19 protein-coding genes are annotated in these 17,195 nt (G+C 34.8%); 5 read left to right on the forward strand and 14 right to left on the reverse strand.

What is annotated here, in order from left to right; genetic code table 11:
• Nucleotides 1-18 precede the first annotated feature (18 nt).
• From FFM71_RS09785 to FFM71_RS09815, 7 genes are all read right to left on the reverse strand, one after another.
• Nucleotides 19-384 carry a helix-turn-helix domain-containing protein gene (locus tag FFM71_RS09785; protein ID WP_137612007.1) on the reverse strand — a complete coding sequence of 122 codons (366 nt, stop codon included), beginning with the start codon at nt 382-384 and terminating at the stop codon, nt 19-21.
• A gap of 267 nt (nt 385-651) precedes the next feature.
• A complete protein-coding gene (locus tag FFM71_RS09790; protein ID WP_137611990.1) occupies nt 652-1,158 on the reverse strand; it encodes a VanZ family protein in 507 nt (168 codons plus the stop codon).
• 409 nt (nt 1,159-1,567) lie between these two features.
• A complete protein-coding gene (locus FFM71_RS09795; protein WP_137611991.1) occupies nt 1,568-2,074 on the reverse strand; it encodes a VanZ family protein in 507 nt (168 codons plus the stop codon).
• Nucleotides 2,075-2,252: 178 nt separating this feature from the next.
• Complete coding sequence (locus tag FFM71_RS09800; RefSeq protein ID WP_137611992.1) at nt 2,253-3,881, reverse strand: ABC-F family ATP-binding cassette domain-containing protein; 1,629 nt, start codon at nt 3,879-3,881, stop codon at nt 2,253-2,255.
• Nucleotides 3,882-3,956: 75 nt separating this feature from the next.
• Entirely contained in the window at nt 3,957-4,289 is a 333-nt protein-coding gene (locus FFM71_RS09805) for a bacteriocin immunity protein (protein ID WP_171000530.1), read from the reverse strand.
• Nucleotides 4,290-4,416: 127 nt separating this feature from the next.
• Nucleotides 4,417-5,151, reverse strand: coding sequence for a sulfite exporter TauE/SafE family protein (locus tag FFM71_RS09810; protein WP_171000531.1), 735 nt, complete (start codon nt 5,149-5,151; stop codon nt 4,417-4,419).
• Between the two features lie 75 nt (nt 5,152-5,226).
• Entirely contained in the window at nt 5,227-5,982 is a 756-nt protein-coding gene (locus tag FFM71_RS09815; RefSeq protein WP_137611995.1) for a hypothetical protein, read from the reverse strand.
• Nucleotides 5,983-6,472: 490 nt separating this feature from the next.
• Between FFM71_RS09815 and FFM71_RS09820 the strand changes: the two genes are divergently transcribed.
• Complete coding sequence (locus FFM71_RS09820; protein ID WP_137611996.1) at nt 6,473-6,892, forward strand: hypothetical protein; 420 nt, start codon at nt 6,473-6,475, stop codon at nt 6,890-6,892.
• A 246-nt stretch (nt 6,893-7,138) separates the two neighbouring features.
• On the opposite strand, the gene FFM71_RS09825 is transcribed toward FFM71_RS09820, so the two are convergent.
• The 5 genes from FFM71_RS09825 to FFM71_RS09845 all read right to left on the reverse strand — a co-directional run bounded on the left by FFM71_RS09825 (nt 7,139) and on the right by FFM71_RS09845 (nt 11,832).
• A complete protein-coding gene (locus FFM71_RS09825) occupies nt 7,139-8,026 on the reverse strand; it encodes an alpha/beta hydrolase (protein ID WP_373278803.1) in 888 nt (295 codons plus the stop codon).
• On the reverse strand, nt 8,010-9,251 hold the full coding sequence (locus FFM71_RS09830; RefSeq protein WP_137611997.1) for a PTS transporter subunit EIIC: 1,242 nt from the start codon (nt 9,249-9,251) through the stop codon (nt 8,010-8,012). Before FFM71_RS09830 ends, FFM71_RS09825 begins: the two co-directional genes overlap by 17 nt.
• A 137-nt stretch (nt 9,252-9,388) precedes the next feature.
• The gene (locus tag FFM71_RS09835) at nt 9,389-10,012 is read right to left on the reverse strand and encodes a putative quinol monooxygenase (RefSeq protein WP_137611998.1); all 624 of its coding nucleotides are present in this window, start codon (nt 10,010-10,012) and stop codon (nt 9,389-9,391) included.
• A gap of 23 nt (nt 10,013-10,035) precedes the next feature.
• Complete coding sequence (locus FFM71_RS09840) at nt 10,036-10,623, reverse strand: maltose acetyltransferase domain-containing protein (protein WP_137611999.1); 588 nt, start codon at nt 10,621-10,623, stop codon at nt 10,036-10,038.
• A gap of 345 nt (nt 10,624-10,968) precedes the next feature.
• Nucleotides 10,969-11,832 (reverse strand): aldo/keto reductase, encoded by an 864-nt coding sequence (locus tag FFM71_RS09845; RefSeq protein ID WP_137612000.1) that lies wholly within the window; start codon nt 11,830-11,832, stop codon nt 10,969-10,971.
• Nucleotides 11,833-11,943: 111 nt separating this feature from the next.
• On the opposite strand from FFM71_RS09845, the gene FFM71_RS09850 reads away from it, so the two are divergent.
• The 3 genes from FFM71_RS09850 (at nt 11,944) to FFM71_RS09860 (ending at nt 14,582) form a co-directional block, all read left to right on the forward strand.
• Nucleotides 11,944-12,828 carry a LysR family transcriptional regulator gene (locus FFM71_RS09850; protein WP_137612001.1) on the forward strand — a complete coding sequence of 295 codons (885 nt, stop codon included), beginning with the start codon at nt 11,944-11,946 and terminating at the stop codon, nt 12,826-12,828.
• A gap of 130 nt (nt 12,829-12,958) precedes the next feature.
• Nucleotides 12,959-14,071, forward strand: a complete 1,113-nt coding sequence (locus FFM71_RS09855; protein WP_137612002.1) for a low temperature requirement protein A — start codon at nt 12,959-12,961, stop codon at nt 14,069-14,071.
• A 103-nt stretch (nt 14,072-14,174) separates the two neighbouring features.
• Nucleotides 14,175-14,582, forward strand: coding sequence for an iron-sulfur cluster biosynthesis family protein (locus FFM71_RS09860; protein ID WP_137612003.1), 408 nt, complete (start codon nt 14,175-14,177; stop codon nt 14,580-14,582).
• 91 nt (nt 14,583-14,673) lie between these two features.
• Here the strand turns inward: FFM71_RS09860 and FFM71_RS09865 are convergent, their stop codons facing one another.
• Together FFM71_RS09865 and arsC are read right to left on the reverse strand one after the other, a co-directional pair.
• Entirely contained in the window at nt 14,674-15,642 is a 969-nt protein-coding gene (locus FFM71_RS09865) for an alcohol dehydrogenase catalytic domain-containing protein (RefSeq protein ID WP_137612004.1), read from the reverse strand.
• 341 nt (nt 15,643-15,983) lie between these two features.
• Nucleotides 15,984-16,397 carry an arsenate reductase (thioredoxin) gene (gene arsC / locus FFM71_RS09870; RefSeq protein ID WP_137612005.1) on the reverse strand — a complete coding sequence of 138 codons (414 nt, stop codon included), beginning with the start codon at nt 16,395-16,397 and terminating at the stop codon, nt 15,984-15,986.
• A 187-nt stretch (nt 16,398-16,584) separates the two neighbouring features.
• Here arsC and FFM71_RS09875 point away from each other — a divergent pair, with 187 nt between their 5' ends.
• Nucleotides 16,585-16,995, forward strand: coding sequence for an iron-sulfur cluster biosynthesis family protein (locus FFM71_RS09875; RefSeq protein ID WP_137612006.1), 411 nt, complete (start codon nt 16,585-16,587; stop codon nt 16,993-16,995).
• Nucleotides 16,996-17,195: the final 200 nt, after the last annotated feature.

Below are 17,195 nucleotides of genomic sequence, written 5' to 3' on the forward strand. Positions count from 1 at the left end.
CATTTTTTAAACTTAAAACTAATGTATAAACATTGCTACATCAATAAGTACAGCACCTAAAATAAGGACCACCCACCAATTTTTACTCATATAATCCCAAAAATTCATTTTACCGTAACGTCTTACATAGGTATGTGTCTGGGGATCCATGACAAATTCTTCATCGTCAACCTTTGTCTGATCAGTCAAACCAAAGACTAGTGAATCAAGACTTACATTGAAAATCTCAGTTAATTTAACCAAATTATTTAAATCAGGAGTAGATTCATCGAATTCCCACTTTGAAATGGCTTGTCTAGTTACGAATAATTTACTGGCCAAATCATCTTGGGTGATTTCTCCGTCTGTTCGATACTTTTTCAGCTGTTTTGCAAATTCTGTCATCATTATCTCTCCTTTACACTCTTAATTAATCCTTACCTACATTCTGTTATAGATTAACGAATTGGACAAGCAATTTTTCAAGTAATTATGTATCAAGTAGAGTACGATTTGCGCAACTAATATTTACTAATTTTCCCGTAAATCCTGATTTAATATGGCTCATGTGGCTGATTAAATGTAACTTTATACTAACAAGTACAACGCCGTTATGAATTTTGGGATAAAAAAAGCGTTATGAATTAAGCTTCATAACACCATACTTCGATTCTAAATCTTTTTTTCAGATAGATTTCTCTCGTAGACATAATAGTAAACCAACGCTAATACTGCACCGATGGCAACTCCGATTCCGTTAGCAAGAACATCATTGATATCACAGACTCGATTAATCAAGAACGTATGTGATAAATAATACTGTGTCAATTCAAAGGCTGCTCCCATCATAAAACCAAGTGGAACTATTAGGATTAGTGACATATTTGGAAAAACCTTCTTAATCAAAAATCCCAAAGGAATGGTTAGAATAATATTTTCAATGAATCCCAAGCCAATATAAATATAATGCAAATTAACTCTTCCTATTCCCGCTGGCATGATATAAACGGCTATCCCATCGAAAGATAACGGCGTGAACAAAATTACTCCTAGAAAGGTCAAATAAGCCAATCTAATTAAAAATATGCTCCGACGTTTTGCATCATCAATACTGCCTAGAATATGAAGTCCGCTTATAAACGACAGGCTCAGTATTACTAATAAAGGTATCCAACGCAATTACATCGCCCCTTTTTTATTCTTTTACCTTTCAAATTATACTGTTCTTTAGTTTAAACAATCCGAAGAAAGTGCGATTTTTTTGTGAAGAAAACAGGATTGATTCCTTAAAATAAGTCCTAATGCATAAAAAGGGCCAATGGCAAATTTGCGTAAAAAGGGCCAATTAATAATCATAGAAACTGATTACAATCACAACCCGCAATTCTTCATCAATATAAGCTTAACAAAAATGAGTTGTACCACACCTAATTATTTGGTTCCTTAAGTGTAATACAACTCATTTCTTACATAATTTTCTATAATTAAAAATTATTCTGTTTCATAAAACTATTCTCGGCTCTGGAGACGGTCAACTTTTAATCAAATCTAAGAAAGAGCCGATTATCCTTCATAACGCAAATTAACTTCAAATCCACTTTTCCAAGGACTTTTTCTCATAAACATAGTGGTAAACCAAGACTAAAGTTCCACCAATCACAATTCCGATTCCATTGGCAACTACATCACTGATATCGCTTGTCCGATTGATCAAGAACATATGTGACAAATAATACTGCATTGTTTCAATTGCCGCACCAGTCATTAATCCAATTGGAACCATGGAAATTAAAGATATGTTTGAAAAGGCTCGCTTAATTAAGAAACCTAAAGGTACGGTCAAAGCAATGTTCTCAATAAATCCTAAATCATAAGTAATATGGTATAAATTTACACTTCCAATTCCCGCTGGCATGATATAAACCGACGTACCGGTAAAAGACATTGGGGTAAATAAAATAGTTCCAAGAAAAGTTACATAGATCAAACTGACTAACGCCACACGACGTCGATTAAATTCTTTAATATTGTTGAACAGATAGATTCCGCCTGATAATGACAAAATCAAAATAATAAATAATGGCATCCAACGCATAAGCAACACTCCTTCGTATAAATTTACTTTTAAGTTTTTGATTGTTTTATATTTAATTGATACTTCAATCTTACTATCAGTAAATTTAAGGAAGCTTAAATCAATGCGACTTTTTTGTGATAAGTGTGAATAAAGTATAAAAAAGCCTGATTCTAATTTAAAGAACCAAGCTTTCCAATTAATCTTCTTCGTCTAATTCAGCAATTTGTTTTTCAACTTGCTTATTCAATCTGAATTCATCGTATGTTGTATCAGCACGATCAACTACACCATCGTTTGTTAAATAAATCAAACGGTTAGCGATTGTTTGGATAAACTGATGATCATGTGAAGCAAAGAGGATTGAACCTTTATAGTCAATCAAGCCATCATTCAGTGACGTAATTGATTCCAAATCCAAATGGTTAGTTGGATCATCTAACATCAAAACATTAGATTTCAATAACATCATCTTTGAAAGCATAACACGAACTTTTTCACCACCGGAAAGTACGTCAACATGTTTTGTGACGTCGTCACCAGAGAAGAGCATGCGTCCTAAGAAACCACGTAAGAATGTATCATCATCCTCACCCTTTTCAGCAAATTGACGTAGCCAATCAATAATTGGTGTCTCTTCATTGAACATAGCGTTGAAATCTTTTGGCAAGTAAGCTTGACTAGTTGTCACACCCCAAGTAATTGTTCCAGAATCAGGCGTTAAATCACCAGATAGAACTCGGAATAAGGCTGTTGTCTTCATATCGTCTTTAGCCAAGAATGCAACTTTATCGTCTTTGTTAAGAATAAAACTAACATTTTTCAATATTTGTTTGCCATCAATTGTGACAGACAAATTATCAACCTTTAGCAAATCATTACCGATATCACGATTAGGCTCAAACTTAATAAAGGGATAACGTCTTGAACTTGGTTGGATATCATCTAGTGTAATCTTATCAAGCATTTTCTTACGTGAAGTGGCTTGTTTAGATTTAGAAGCATTGGCTGAAAAACGTGCAATAAAGTCTTGTAATTCTTTAATTTTTTCTTCTTTTTTAGCATTTTGATCTTGTTTCATACTTTGAGCAAGTTCAGATGATTGTTGCCAGAAATCATAGTTACCGGCATAAAGTTGAATCTTACTGTAATCAAGATCGGCCATGTAAGTACATACCTTATTCAAGAAGTATCTATCATGGGAAACAACGATAACAGTGTTTTCAAAGTTAATCAAAAAATCTTCTAACCAGTCAATTGATTCAACATCTAGACCGTTAGTTGGTTCATCTAATAATAAGACGTCCGGTTGACCAAACAAGGCTTGAGCTAACAAGACCTTAATTTTTTGACCAGCAGTCAAAGTATTCATTTTAACTTGGTGTAACTTTTCAGGGATATTCAAACCTTGAAGCATTTGTGAAGCTTCACCTTCAGCTTCCCAGCCACCCATTTCACCAAATTTTGTTTCCAAATCAGCAGCACGTAGTCCGTCCTCCTCATTGAAATCTGGTTTAGCGTAAATAGCATCTTTTTCTTGCATGATTTGATAAAGTTCAGTATGACCCATCAAAACAGTTTCCATCACTGTGTATTCATCATAATCATAATGATTTTGTTTCAATGTTGCTAAACGTTCATTGGGTCCCAATTTAACGGAACCAGTTGAAGGTGCGATTTCTCCTGATAAAACCTTTAAGAAAGTTGATTTTCCGGCACCATTGGCACCAATTAAGCCGTAACAATTTCCTGGTGCAAATTTGATATTTACATCGTCGAATAGCTTTCGATCAGCAAAGTGTAAACTAACATCACTAACAGTAATCAAATATATAATCCTCATTTCTTCGTACTAGTCTAGCTTGCATTATACGGTGTATTGCCATGATACGCAACGGTTTCTTTACTTTTCCAGCCAATCTGTTCCAGCTTGTACATTACTCCAAGCAAGTGCCTCATATTTGTTTGTTTCTACGCGAGCCCAATAATACAAATCAATCAATGACTTGGGAAAATCTTTTGGACTCTCAATATACTTGATACTAATTTCTTGAAATAACTTAGGTGCTAAGCGATGCAAATCTTCATTTTTCTCAAGTATCTTAATATCCTGAACAACAATGGCTTTTAAATCAGGTCGCTTTGCCATGGCAGGATCATTAGCAACCTCTTTCATTTGTTCAATAAATTCAGTAATAAACTCATCAAGTCGCATATCTTTAACTTGTCTATTCATGCTTATACCTTCTAAAATTTTTATCAATGAAATTCCACCCATAATATATAGGTAAACAAAATTTCTAGCTACAAAAAAAGACAATTATTTCGGAAAAAAAATAAGCCCGAATTTTCGCGCTTATTGCTCAAGTTAAAGCTGTTAATAAATAGTAAACCCCGCTGATACCAATGAATCCATAAATACAATATGTCATAACTTTCAAATTCAAATGTTTAACAAAACGATTAGCCAATATCGTTCCAACAATCGCGCCAACCATTCCCACTAGAATATATTTGAAATTGCCCAGCGTCAAAACACCACTAGCAAATCGCATCGTAGTAATAAAAATTGTATCCATCAAAAAAAACGTCTGAATACTAGCCAAATAGTTTTCTTTCGAATTCGAAATTGTCAAGAAATACAATGCCATCAACGGTCCACCAATTCCAAACATACCATTGAAGAAACCAGAGACTAATGCGAAAATCACCATCACATAAATTGGAATCGTCTTCAACTTAATAGAATGAATGTTCATAAATAGATAATACAAAGCAAGTGTCACTAAAAGTAATCCTAGAAGGATTTTTAGATATCCGGTCGCAATAAATTTGCTTAAATAAACTGAGAAAATAGCCATGCAAATATAAATTATGAATGGAACAACTAATTTTTGCCATCTTAAAAATTTCCGATAATGCCAAGCAACCATGATAATTGCAACAACCATGGTCAGGGTTGAAACTCCAGCACTTTGATTGATCGGTAATAAACTTGGCAAAAATATCATCATAATAATACCAGAACCAAATCCGGTCACACCTTGAACAAAACCCGCTACCAATGCGGCAAACAGCATTACAAATACCCAACTCACGATAGTAATTCCCCCTTACTTACTATCATAACCTAAATTATTGAATACACGAAAAAGCTGTCGAATTACACCTAATTATTTCTGATTAAATTCTTGAGTCATCCCACTAATTCCTTTATCAAAAGTCGGATTGACAACTAATTTCTTGGCTGCTAGTGGATTATTTAAGTAAAATTCTTTTTCATTTGGTTTCTTAACCCAAAGATTGAACTCAGGCATTCCTAAGACATAAGTCTTTTTAAAATCGAATTTATTATTTTTGATTGCTCTCATATAATCTGATGGTTCACTTGCATTGGCCGGCAACAATCCAGTAATTATTTGAGAACCTATTTCAGGTATTGGAAATTCATCATATTTAATAAATACCTTATGATCTTCGTCTTTAGGGCTTGGTAAACCAGCATACCACTTGTCAAAAGTTGTTACTCCACCGTTAAATGCAACGGTAATAGTCTTCCCATTTAAAGATTTTTTACCATGAAGGATTTTATCAATTTTAATAGTCGCCTTAGTCAAAGCCATATTATTTGGATTATTCATGCTTTCCAATTTAATAATCGTCCCTTTAACAACCAATTTATTGACTTCTTTAAGCTGTGACATTGAGTAGGCAATATAGCCACGACTGTCAGCTTGCCCGTCCATATCAATAATATCAGCATCTTTAATCGACTTTTGCCAGATTTTATTACTGTGTCTGATAACAGAAGTAGTACTCTTATGCACTGTTTTAGTTTTCAAATCAGTTTGGTGTTGAAATGGCCACGTAAATGCGAATAACGGTAGAACAAATACCAGTAGACTTAAAAGTATTAGTTTTTTTCTCAACGTAATTTACCTCGAATTCCATTATCTCATGAGGTAAAACATTGTTGTAGCGCGTTTTTTTAATATAAATTATAAAGGAAAAACTAGAATCGCTATTATTACATTCATATCAGTCATATAATTATATTAAATAAAGGTTGAAAGCAGTTTAGTTAAGTATGCCGTTTCCAGAGCTGAGAGTATTCAATTGCTGCGCGGAACGGCCCGAGCCAGAAAGCGGTCTCGAACCTCGGTTGAAGCCTCGCAAAACCCGCGAGTCTTCAACACGTCCGGTGGTGTAATTGCTGAAGCAATAACGCCACTTTCGCTGCAAATGAATACTCTCAGCTCTTCCAACTAGTTTATTTTTTAATAGCGGAACAATAAAACGAGGATTTCTGAGTATTTAAATAAAGTAGCTCTAGGTCTGTAATAGCAATCGTTAGATTAATTTTTCACCTTTCAACCTTCAGATATTAATGAAAATGATAATAATAGGAGGATTAATACTATGTCATACTTACATAAACATTCTTTCTTTCTAATAGTTGTTTTTGTAATTGGGATATACGGAAATAGATATTATTTCTTAGATTTAAATATGTTTTCTCAATGGGCCCTTAGCATCATCCTGACAATATTGGACCTATTGGTTTTTATTCCACTCATGTGGTTTTGGACTGAAAAAAGATTAGAGGCCAAACAATATAAAAGCGCTAGATATTCAAGCATTCTTCGTGCCTATCCCTATCGTCTCTCACTACAATATTTTGTAATTATTTCAACTAATCTAGCTGCCAACAGGCTTACTCATTATCCTCTAACAGTCATCCTACTAATCAGTTTAATTGTGCTAATTATTTTAACACCAGTATACTTGGACTATTTTACAAACGCTGATTTGTTTCATTTTTCTAAATTTGCAGCATAAACGTACAATAAAATAAAATCTTCACGCAAACAGTGGCTCTTTATCAAGTTTGGTTATAAAGGAATCTGTACGCGTATTTAATTTAAAATTTGTTAAAAAGAGACTGTCTTCCACTTGAAATAATTCCAAGTGAGAAACAGCCTCTTTTTCTCATAACCCAAGTTGAGAAAGAACCAATAATTTGGAGTGATACAACTCATTATATATAATGAAAAAACTGGCCTAAGGCCTGAGGACGGACATGTTTTATTTAATATTACCAATACTCTGATCATTTTTGCGGCCATTCTGTTGATTTTGTGTTTTATCCAAAATATATCGATTAATTAAATCAATAATCTGAGAATTTTGTGGTAAGTCAGAATGTTGAGCATCGGAACCAGAAACTGATACCGTTGTAAAATGCTTAACTTGTCCCTGATAAATATATTTTCCAGCCACAACACTGCCTAAAGGAACTAAGCCATCGGAATTATACGTCTGAGTTCCGGCAACAATATACATGTCTATATTCTTAGGTATATTCTTCCAATCATCAATAAAATCGGATAACATTTGCGTTTTATGGTGAACCGATTGTTCATTAAAGTTATATGGTGAACCAATGGTCATCAAACGTTTAATCGTAATCTTAGACGAATAACTACTATAGTATTTTTCCAAAAAGGCCGTATAGATCAATCCGCCGTTGGAATGTCCAATTCCCTTAAAGTTGTTAAATTTATACTCATTGGCCAGCGCCTTGAATGCAATATTAAACCTGCGTGCCTGTTGTTTGATATTGCTATATCCATCATGATTATTTTCAAAACCAACAACAATAATTGGCTCATTATCACCCTGTCTAATTTGACCAGTAATATGTAACTTGTCATCATTAGTAACTCGAACCTTAACCAAACTATGTTGATTTTTAAGAGCTTTCCCTTTATTTAATTTTTTCACTAACGTGTCAAATCGATTAACTGTAGCCGAACTTCCGGGAATCATAATGACAGGCGACATTTTCGAATTGTGCCATTTCATTAAATCATCAACGTTATTACGGGACCACTGTAACGACATGACAATCAGCATAATTGAAATTAAAATTCCGATCCCGGTCCAAATCCATTTGTTAAATTTCTTCATCATCGTCACCTGCTTTTTCAACCACTTGATCAGCTAGTTTAACAAATGGCATGTAAATAAGGACGTCCAAACAAATCAAGAATGCTCCAAAAATCAACGCCAACCAATTACCATTAGTTCCTATAAATGCAATCAATGGTCCTGGCGTACCCGCTGGAACTGGATATGCTGCCGCTGGAATCCAATGAAGTGCCAATAATATGGCCGCCAATATCATATTAACTAGTGGTGCTAATAAGAACGGAATCAATAGAATAGGATTAAAGAGAATTGGAATTCCCAACATCATTGCGTAATTATTATTAAATATAGCCGGAAAAATAGCCCATTTTGAAACCTTTCGATTATTAACTTTTTTTGAGAAAATAAGAATTGCTATAATCAATGCCAAAACCACACCCGTCCCACCAAAATTGGCGAAACTATGATAGAGCGTTGTGTCGGTAAATTTAAATGGAACATTCCAAGATGAACCTGCTTTTAAAGCTGCATTCATATTTGATAAAGAAACGCTGTCGCCAAACGTTGGACTATTGGTAAATGGACCACCAAACGCCATCCAGGACAACAGATTAGTCAAAACTCCCATTCCCAAAACGTAGAATAAAGCATTAATTTGAGTATGTTGAGAAACAAAACTCGCAACATATGTTGGTATTTCGAAACGCCCAATCAATCCTAATATCATATTTACAATTGCCGAAAAAATAATTATTATGGAGACCGGTTTAATCAACTGAAACAATTCATCCTTTTTGACATTAACTAATTTAACCATGATCCGTCCACAAAGATAACCTACGATTAACGAAAGCAACATTCCTTCCGACATTAAGCGAGGATTAAAATCAGGCATACCAGAACTATTTGGTTGATAAGAAATAATCAAAAATGATAATAAACCCGCAACACCTGCCGCTGCTGACTTTCTGCCATAAACCTTAGCCGTATAATAAGCAGCTCCAAAAGCTCCGTACAAAGCTATCATATCAATTGTACAGTGAAAAATAACACCCATACTCCAAGCTAAGTCACGATGAAATGGTAACCACTTAGTAATATTAAACAACGTGGCCATAAAACCCGTTGGTGTTAGAAACGCCGCTTTTATTACCTCCGCAAAACTCCCCAATAACATGATTGGAAACATCACTTTTAAAGTATCACGTAAAATCAGCATCGCTTTACTTCCATAAACCCGGATTGAGACTCTCAATAATCTATCCATGCCCAAATCTCCTCAAATTTTTAGCTAGATTTATTATATAACCAATTTTTCGATAAAAAAATACAATCGTAAGGTATTTTTAATATCCTTTACGATTGTGTATGTTTTATCAAAAAATTAGGGCAATTAACATAATATCAGTGTGAATTTTCAAATCCGATATTGGCCTGACTGACCATAGTGTCAACCTTCAGTAACTTTGTTATCCTATCAGATGATATAGCCTGATCAAGAATCGAACTTATTTGTGATACCTGATTTTCCCTCAAAAGTTCCAAACAAAGCCATTGTTTTTTAACTGCGTCTACTGCTGCTACATAATAAGTCCCACTAATAGAGGTCTTAGCTAATTTTTCAACCAACTTCTGGACTGTATCACTTGGCGATGTGAACGTTGTGAGCTCGATAAAATAATCATTTTGACCACTCACCGCCATATTACTGTTACTAGTTTGAATATATTGTGGCTGTAATTCCTGCAAGCCCTTATCTTTAACAACTTTTTGAGCCACTTGACCATAGGCTTTAAACTGTGACGAATTAGCATGAATTTGATATTGTGATTCATCTTGATAAAGTTCAAAAACATAATTTTCTGTTTCTTGACCGTTTAAATGTGTCGCGTACATTGCCAGAGTTCCAATTTCATTTTGATGTGACGTTAATAAATTTTGAACACCGGCAGTTTCAAAAACTTCACGTTGCGATTCGTCAATAGTCAGATGATACATTCTCAAAATTGGAATTTCAGTTAACCTCATGATTATCCTTCTTTCAAAAGTAATTATTTTAACGGTGCTAAGCGTTTTATAACTTTTGCTGGAACTCCACCAACAATACTATTGTCTGGCACGTCCTTAACGACGACTGCACCAGCAGCGACAATAACGTTATTACCGATATGTACCCCTGCAATAACTGTCACATTTCCACCGATCCAAACGTCGTTGCCTACCGTAATGGGTTCCGTATATGTAATCAAATAGCGACTGCCATCAGGACGAATTCCGAAACGTTTAGTTGCGTCAATATCATGTTCACCACAGTAAAACTTCGTATCAGGAGCAACAATAACTCGATCACCGAAAGTGATTAAATTAGAATCTTGAAAAAAACAGTTCCCATTGATAAAGTCATCATCTCCAAAACTGATATGTTTGCCGTAAATGGCTTCAAAATGACCATTGATAGTCAACCTTACACCGATTTTATTAAATAATTGTTCCGAAATAGTAACTTTTTCAGCTGGATCGGTTGATTCATTGAGCCGTTTTACAAGCTTGCGACCATTACTCAACATCGTTTGCAATTCTGGATCACGATAATCATAATCTTTGCCAGCTAAAAGTTTCTCATGTTCTGTCATTGTCATAAAATAATTCTCCTCATTTAATTGTCTAACTTAAGATTGAACGTTGAAAAAATAATATAACCATTGTTGTTAAAGGTCTAGAACAAATTTGTTTAAGTATGCAGAAGTTTTCATTTTATTTGTTTTTGTCATAAAAAAAAAACTAGTTGGAAGAGCTGAGAGCATTCATTTGCAGCGAAAGTGGCGTTATTGCTTCAGCAATTACACCACCGGACGTGTTGAAGACTCGCGGTTTTTGCGAGGCTTCAACCGAGGTTCGAGACTGCTTTCTGGCTCGGGCCGTTCCGCGCAGCAATTGAATACTCTCAGCTCTGGAAACGGCATATTTAACTAAACTTTCAACCTTTAGTTGTCTAACCCTTCATCAATCAAATCCATATAATGTTTGGTACTGCCGAGTGTGTGTCTATTTGGTGAAAGCCATTTATTTTTATTCAAAATCGCCAATTGCTGCATCTCTGACAAAGATAAGTCAAAATTCCAAATATCTAAATTATCACGCATATGACTTTCTTGAACAGATTTGGGAATAATTACTGCGCCGAGTTGCACTAAATAATGCAATAATATTTGTGCAGTAGTTTTGTGATATTTTTCGGCAATTTGTACTACGGATGGTTCTTGTAAAATTGAGCCATTCACTTCACCTAGTGGAGCCCACGCTTCAATTATAATTTGTTTTTCAGTTTGATATTTTCTTAAATCATCTTGTTGTTGATATAAATTCAATTCGACTTGATTAACTGCTGGTGTAATCTGCATTTGATGCGTCAAATCCATCAGTTGTCCAGCATCAAAGTTGGACACTCCAATTGACCTAATTTTACCTGCTACAACAAGTTTTTCCAAGTCGCGATACGCCCCATAATAATCACCATAAGGTTCATGTAACAAGACCAAATCCAGATAATCTAATCCCAGACGTTGCAATGAATCTTCAACAGATTTTTCAGTAACATCATCACCAAAAAAAGGCAACCACACCTTGGTAGTAACAAAAATTTCTGAACGCGGAACAGATGTCAATTTCAAAGCTGCACCGACGGCTTGTTCATTTTTATAAACCTGTGCCGTATCAATCAAACGATATCCCATATCTAATGCCTTTAATACGGCATTTTTACATGTTTCAAAATCTGTTATTTGAAAGGTTCCAAAACCCTCTTGAGGCATCTTTTGCCCATTATTTAACTGAATTGTCGGAATCATTTGTTTTCCCCCTTTCATTACCATATCTAGGATAATCCTTACCTTGTTATATGTGAAAGGCTTATAATGAATATATGACTATACCTAAAGCGTATCGAAAGGATTGGAAATATGGAAACAAGAATCCTCAACTACTTCTTAACTATTGCTAAATTAGGAACCGTCTCCGCAGCGGCTCGTGAATTACATGTGGCTCAACCAACACTCAGCCGACAAATTCAACAGTTAGAATCCGATTTGGATACACCATTATTCACAAGAGAAAGACATCGTATGGTTCTAACAAAAGCCGGTCTGGCCTATCAATTACACGTTCAACAAATTTTGATTGAATTAAATCGAGCCAATCAATTGGTTAGAAACATCAATAACGATGAATTGACTGGTACCCTTGGTATTGGCAGTGTTGAATCGACAATAACTAAATTTCTAACGCCACAGTTAATAAACTTTCATCAAGAAAATCCCAATGTGATTTTTGACTTATTTGACGCCGATGGAACGGACATTAAAGAACGGCTTGATCAAGGAATATTAGAAATCGGATTTGTTTCAACGCCAATTAATACAGCCAAATATCACTATTTAAAATTGCCAATTGAAGATATCTGGGGTATCGCGGTCAATCAAAACAGTCCTTTTCGTCAGCATAAGAATATTTCCATTAGTGATTTAAAAAATCAACCGCTAATTATCCCACACCGTCAATTGGTTCGTGACGAATTAAACGATTGGTTGCAGGGCGATGGGATTTCCTTACAAATTGTTGCCGAATATAATTTACTGACCAACGCAATTTATCTAGCACAAGCTGATTTAGGCTCGCTAGTTTGTATATCAGGCGTTGAGTTACCTGCCGATAGTAAATTAACATTCATTCCATTCGAACCCAAACATGAACTAAAGCATTTTTTGATTTGGCGTAAAGGTTCACCTTTAAGTGAGGTTGCACAGACTTTTATCAATTTTCTCAAGGCACAATTATCGATACAGTGATTGATAAGGAGCACAGCCAATGAATATTTTCCTACTCTGGAAACGGCATATTTAACTAAACTTTCAACCTTAGTAATAAATAGATGTAAAATTATATGGCAATCTAATCAACAGACTAGGAAGTGTATTAATGAATAAATTAATTCCCAAAAAAGTTGAATTGACCGAACTGTTTTACGATTTAGTCTTTGTTTATGCAGTTTCAAAATTGACTGGCTTGATAAGTCACCTACCAGAAGGATCATCATTTTTTCAGCAATTTGTTATCTTCTCTATTATGTTAATTGTCTTCATTAACACCTGGATGGTTGAAACTGTTTTTACAAATAGATATGGTAAGAATTCCATTGAAAATATTCTGTTTTTCATGTTTGACATGGCCATCGTCTTATTCATGTCGAATAATATCGACGGTAATATCCAACAATGGTTTCGCCCATTCACTTTAGCAGCTGCTCTCTTATCAGCAACTTTAGTTCTACAATACTTATTGGTCTACCTACGAAGCCACAAACAGGTTGACAAGAATCTTACAAGATTGTTTGTTTATATTCTGTCACTCCGAACAATATTACTGTTAGTTGGTGCTTTATTGCCATTCAAAATCGGTCTAACAATTGCCCTGATTGGTGTCTTAAGCAGTTGGATTCTACCCGGTATTTTCACTTCGAAGATGACTGGACGAGCAATTAATTTCCCCCATCTATTGGAAAGATTAACGGCACTGATTATCATCAGTTTCGGTGAAACGATTGTCGACATTGCTGATTACTTTAAAATAAGTGAATTTAATATTTTTTCTGTCCTGATTTTTATCATTATTTGCGCTTTATTCATGGTCTATATCACCCAATTCGATCATTTCATCGATGAAAATAAAACCAAACAGACCGGTAATCGACTGATCTACCTTCACTATCCAGTCCTCTTTGGAATTAGTTTAATTACCGTATCATTGGATTTCATTGGTGAAGAAGAATTTTCAAAAACAGCGGCTACTATGATTCTTTACGCGGGATTAATATTATTTTATCTGGGGATTTTCCTGGCTGACATCTACAATAAATCCAATATTAAAAAAGAACGTCACGTTAAAATAATCTTTATTGCTTCAACATTATTAGGATTATTATTTTGTAATTTATTCAAGAATTTTGATGCTATCGTGCTTATTACAACCCTTGTAACGGTGATTAATTCATTTACACTCTCTGAAAGTATGGTTCGACAAAGTCGTTTTTGAAGCTAATAATTTGTCAAAAGAAATTTCAAGAACTAAATTGTAATTAAGAAATAGGTTTTACACGAGACAATTTTTCAAAACCAATTATGGAGGCTTCTTAATTATGAAAGCAAATTTCAAACCAGAAGCATTACAATACCTAGCTAACAAAATTCCAAGTGGCAGTTTTGTCATTTTAACCACTGACGATGGTTCAAATAAATATTCTAGTATCGGTGCTACATGTGAACTAGCCGATAAATTTCAACTGATAATTTTAAATCATGCTGATGAACAATTTTCCATCAAACTTGAAAATAATGCTAACTACCAATTAAGCATGACCGCACCCGAAAAATATCTAGTCAGTGATGAGATAACCATTGGATTCGATCATGGGACATTAACATTGAGAGATAAGAGTGGAATTCTCGATAATGCTCTAGCGGTTATTGACTGGCGTAATGTTAATCCAGAATCCGAAAGGGACCGTCTAAATAAAATGGTTACCCTAGGTGATCAAATTTGTTAAGGCACTAAAAAAACAGTTGTTATTCACCCATAAATATTACATGAGGTGAAAACCAACTGTTTTTTAGTGTTCCTAACTACAGATTAAAAGTTTAAACTGTTCTAAATATTAAAACTATTTTTTTACCCATAGTCTGACCATTCACTAACATATCCTGTGCTGATGCAGCCTGTTCCATTGGAAGTTGTAGGATTTCATCATCTAATAAGCTCCCATCAGAAATACTATCATTGACTAATTCACTAGCATGTTGCAGCTGTTCTACTGATGCATGACTGATGACAAACCCCTTTACCGATTGCGCATTCATATACATTGAACGGACGTTAAACGCAAACTGATTCGTTTTTGGGGCTGTAATCAGGCCAACTTGACCATGTACTGTCAATTTACTTAAATTATCCTGCAATTCGACTTTACCCGATGTATCTATAATGTAATCGAATTTGCCATTAATCTCTGATACTGGAAGATGATAATCATACAGTGTTCTGGCATTCAAAGATTTTAGTTTGGAAAAATCACGAATATTACTGGTTGTTGATACTACCAATCCTAATAATTTAGCAAGTGCGACTAGCTTTGTTCCAACATGACCAGCAGCACCCTCAATTAAAATCCTCTGTCCTTGCCTAACTTGTAATATATCAGCTAGCAAAATGGCAGCTGTTGCAGAAGAATGGACTGATGAAACTAGTTTAATCGGGTCAACACCTTGAGGAACCGAATACAATCTAACTTCAGGAACAGCTACAAATTCACTTGTGGTTCCCATTCGTTCCTCATATCCCATACTGTTGGTCCAAACTAGTTCATCTTTATGAAATCTGGAAACATTTGTACCAACTGCAACCACTGTCCCAACAGCATCACGACCAATGACAAATGGAAAATCCATTGCCGTTTTGAATCCACCAGAACGGACGAATGTATCGACAAAATTTACAGATACTGCTAAAGTTCTGATCATTACTTCATTATCATGTAATTCAGGCATTGATATTTCACCAATTTTTATTTCATCAATTCCGCCAACTTGATTTATATATGCTGCCTTCATTATTACTTCTTAGCCCCACAATACCCGTCGCAAGCACACTTTTCTTCACTGATCATTGGACAATGGCAAATTCCATCCGCGCTTGAACAGTGACAACCATCGTGGCAAGTCATTCCTGCGTGGCAATATGGATTAGTTTCATTTTTTTCAGACATAATTTTTTTCTTTCATCCTTCAGTTTTAAGATTTCTATAAAAGCAATTGCGCATGGTGCTAGTTGATATTTAATTACAAATATTCTCATCAATAATATTTTCCAAATTAAAATTTAAAACAGCCTAGATATAAAATAATTGAGCTTTTTTATTCTCAATTTAGGAACGATTAACTAGCACTACACGTTATTTCAAACTAATCGCTAATTCATTGACACGGTCACCTATCTCATCTCTAACCTTGCGAAAAATTTTCATTTTCTCATCAGTACTACCAGTGGCTTGAGCTGGGTCCTCTAATGGCCAGTGCATCTTCTTAACGCTCGGAGGTGTCATTGGACAGCGGTCTCTCGCATCTCCACACAGAGTCACTACTAAATCACATTGACTCAGAAATTCGGGATCAATAATCTTTGATGTGTTCTGTGAAATATCAATATCAACTTCATCCATACTCTTAATTGCCAAAGGATTGACCCCATGTGCTTCGATTCCGGCACTTTCAACTTGCCAATCAGAACCAAAAGCCTTTTTTGCAAATCCCTCCGCCATCTGACTGCGACAGGAGTTTCCCGTACAAATAAAATAAATTTTTTTCATATATTTACCTCGTTATTATATGAAGATTATTGACTAAAAAGTCGTAGGATACAATCATTTTCTTGTCGTAGGCAAATTAGTTGTATCTTCAATCAAAGTGCTGTAAATTATATATTGTAATAAAGGTTTTGTACAAGTTAGTTTTACACAAACTAATAAATAATTGTAGCAGAAAGGACCTTTAAAAATGAAAATCAATATTAAACCAGAAGCAAAAACATATTTAGACAATAAAAATGTTCCTACAGATGCGGTCATCCTCCTTACAACCGATGATGGTTCAAATAAATATTCCAGTCTTGGTGGCAGTTGTGCTATCGGTGACAAGTTCCAACTTGTAATTCTTAATGAAGCTGACCCAAATTACACTATTAAAGTTGAAAATGACGCTGGTTATAACTTGAGTACATCAGAAAACGATGCTGACTTGACAACCAACGGTTTGAATATCTCCGTTTGGCACAATGCCCTAGCCTTGAAGGATAATAGTGGTATCCTTGATGGTGCTTTGTCAGTTGTTGACTGGAGAAATGTTAAACCAGAGACAGCTGCAGAACGTCGTGAAAAGATGCTTAGCTTGGGCGATAAAATCTGTTAATAATTTTATTTGATAGTAAATAGGACTAAGAAATCATTGTAGATTTCTTAGTCCTATTTTTTGATATAAGTAATTAACTGATTGTTTAATTAAATTATGTCGGCAAATTTTATAATCAAGTTAGCCACTTGAAAAAAATTGAATAAAAAAACACCAAGACGAAAAAATCAGGTATCATTGGAGTTCCGACACTAACAATG

This window comes from Companilactobacillus huachuanensis, assembly GCF_005404815.1.
Lineage (GTDB): Bacteria > Bacillota > Bacilli > Lactobacillales > Lactobacillaceae > Companilactobacillus > Companilactobacillus huachuanensis.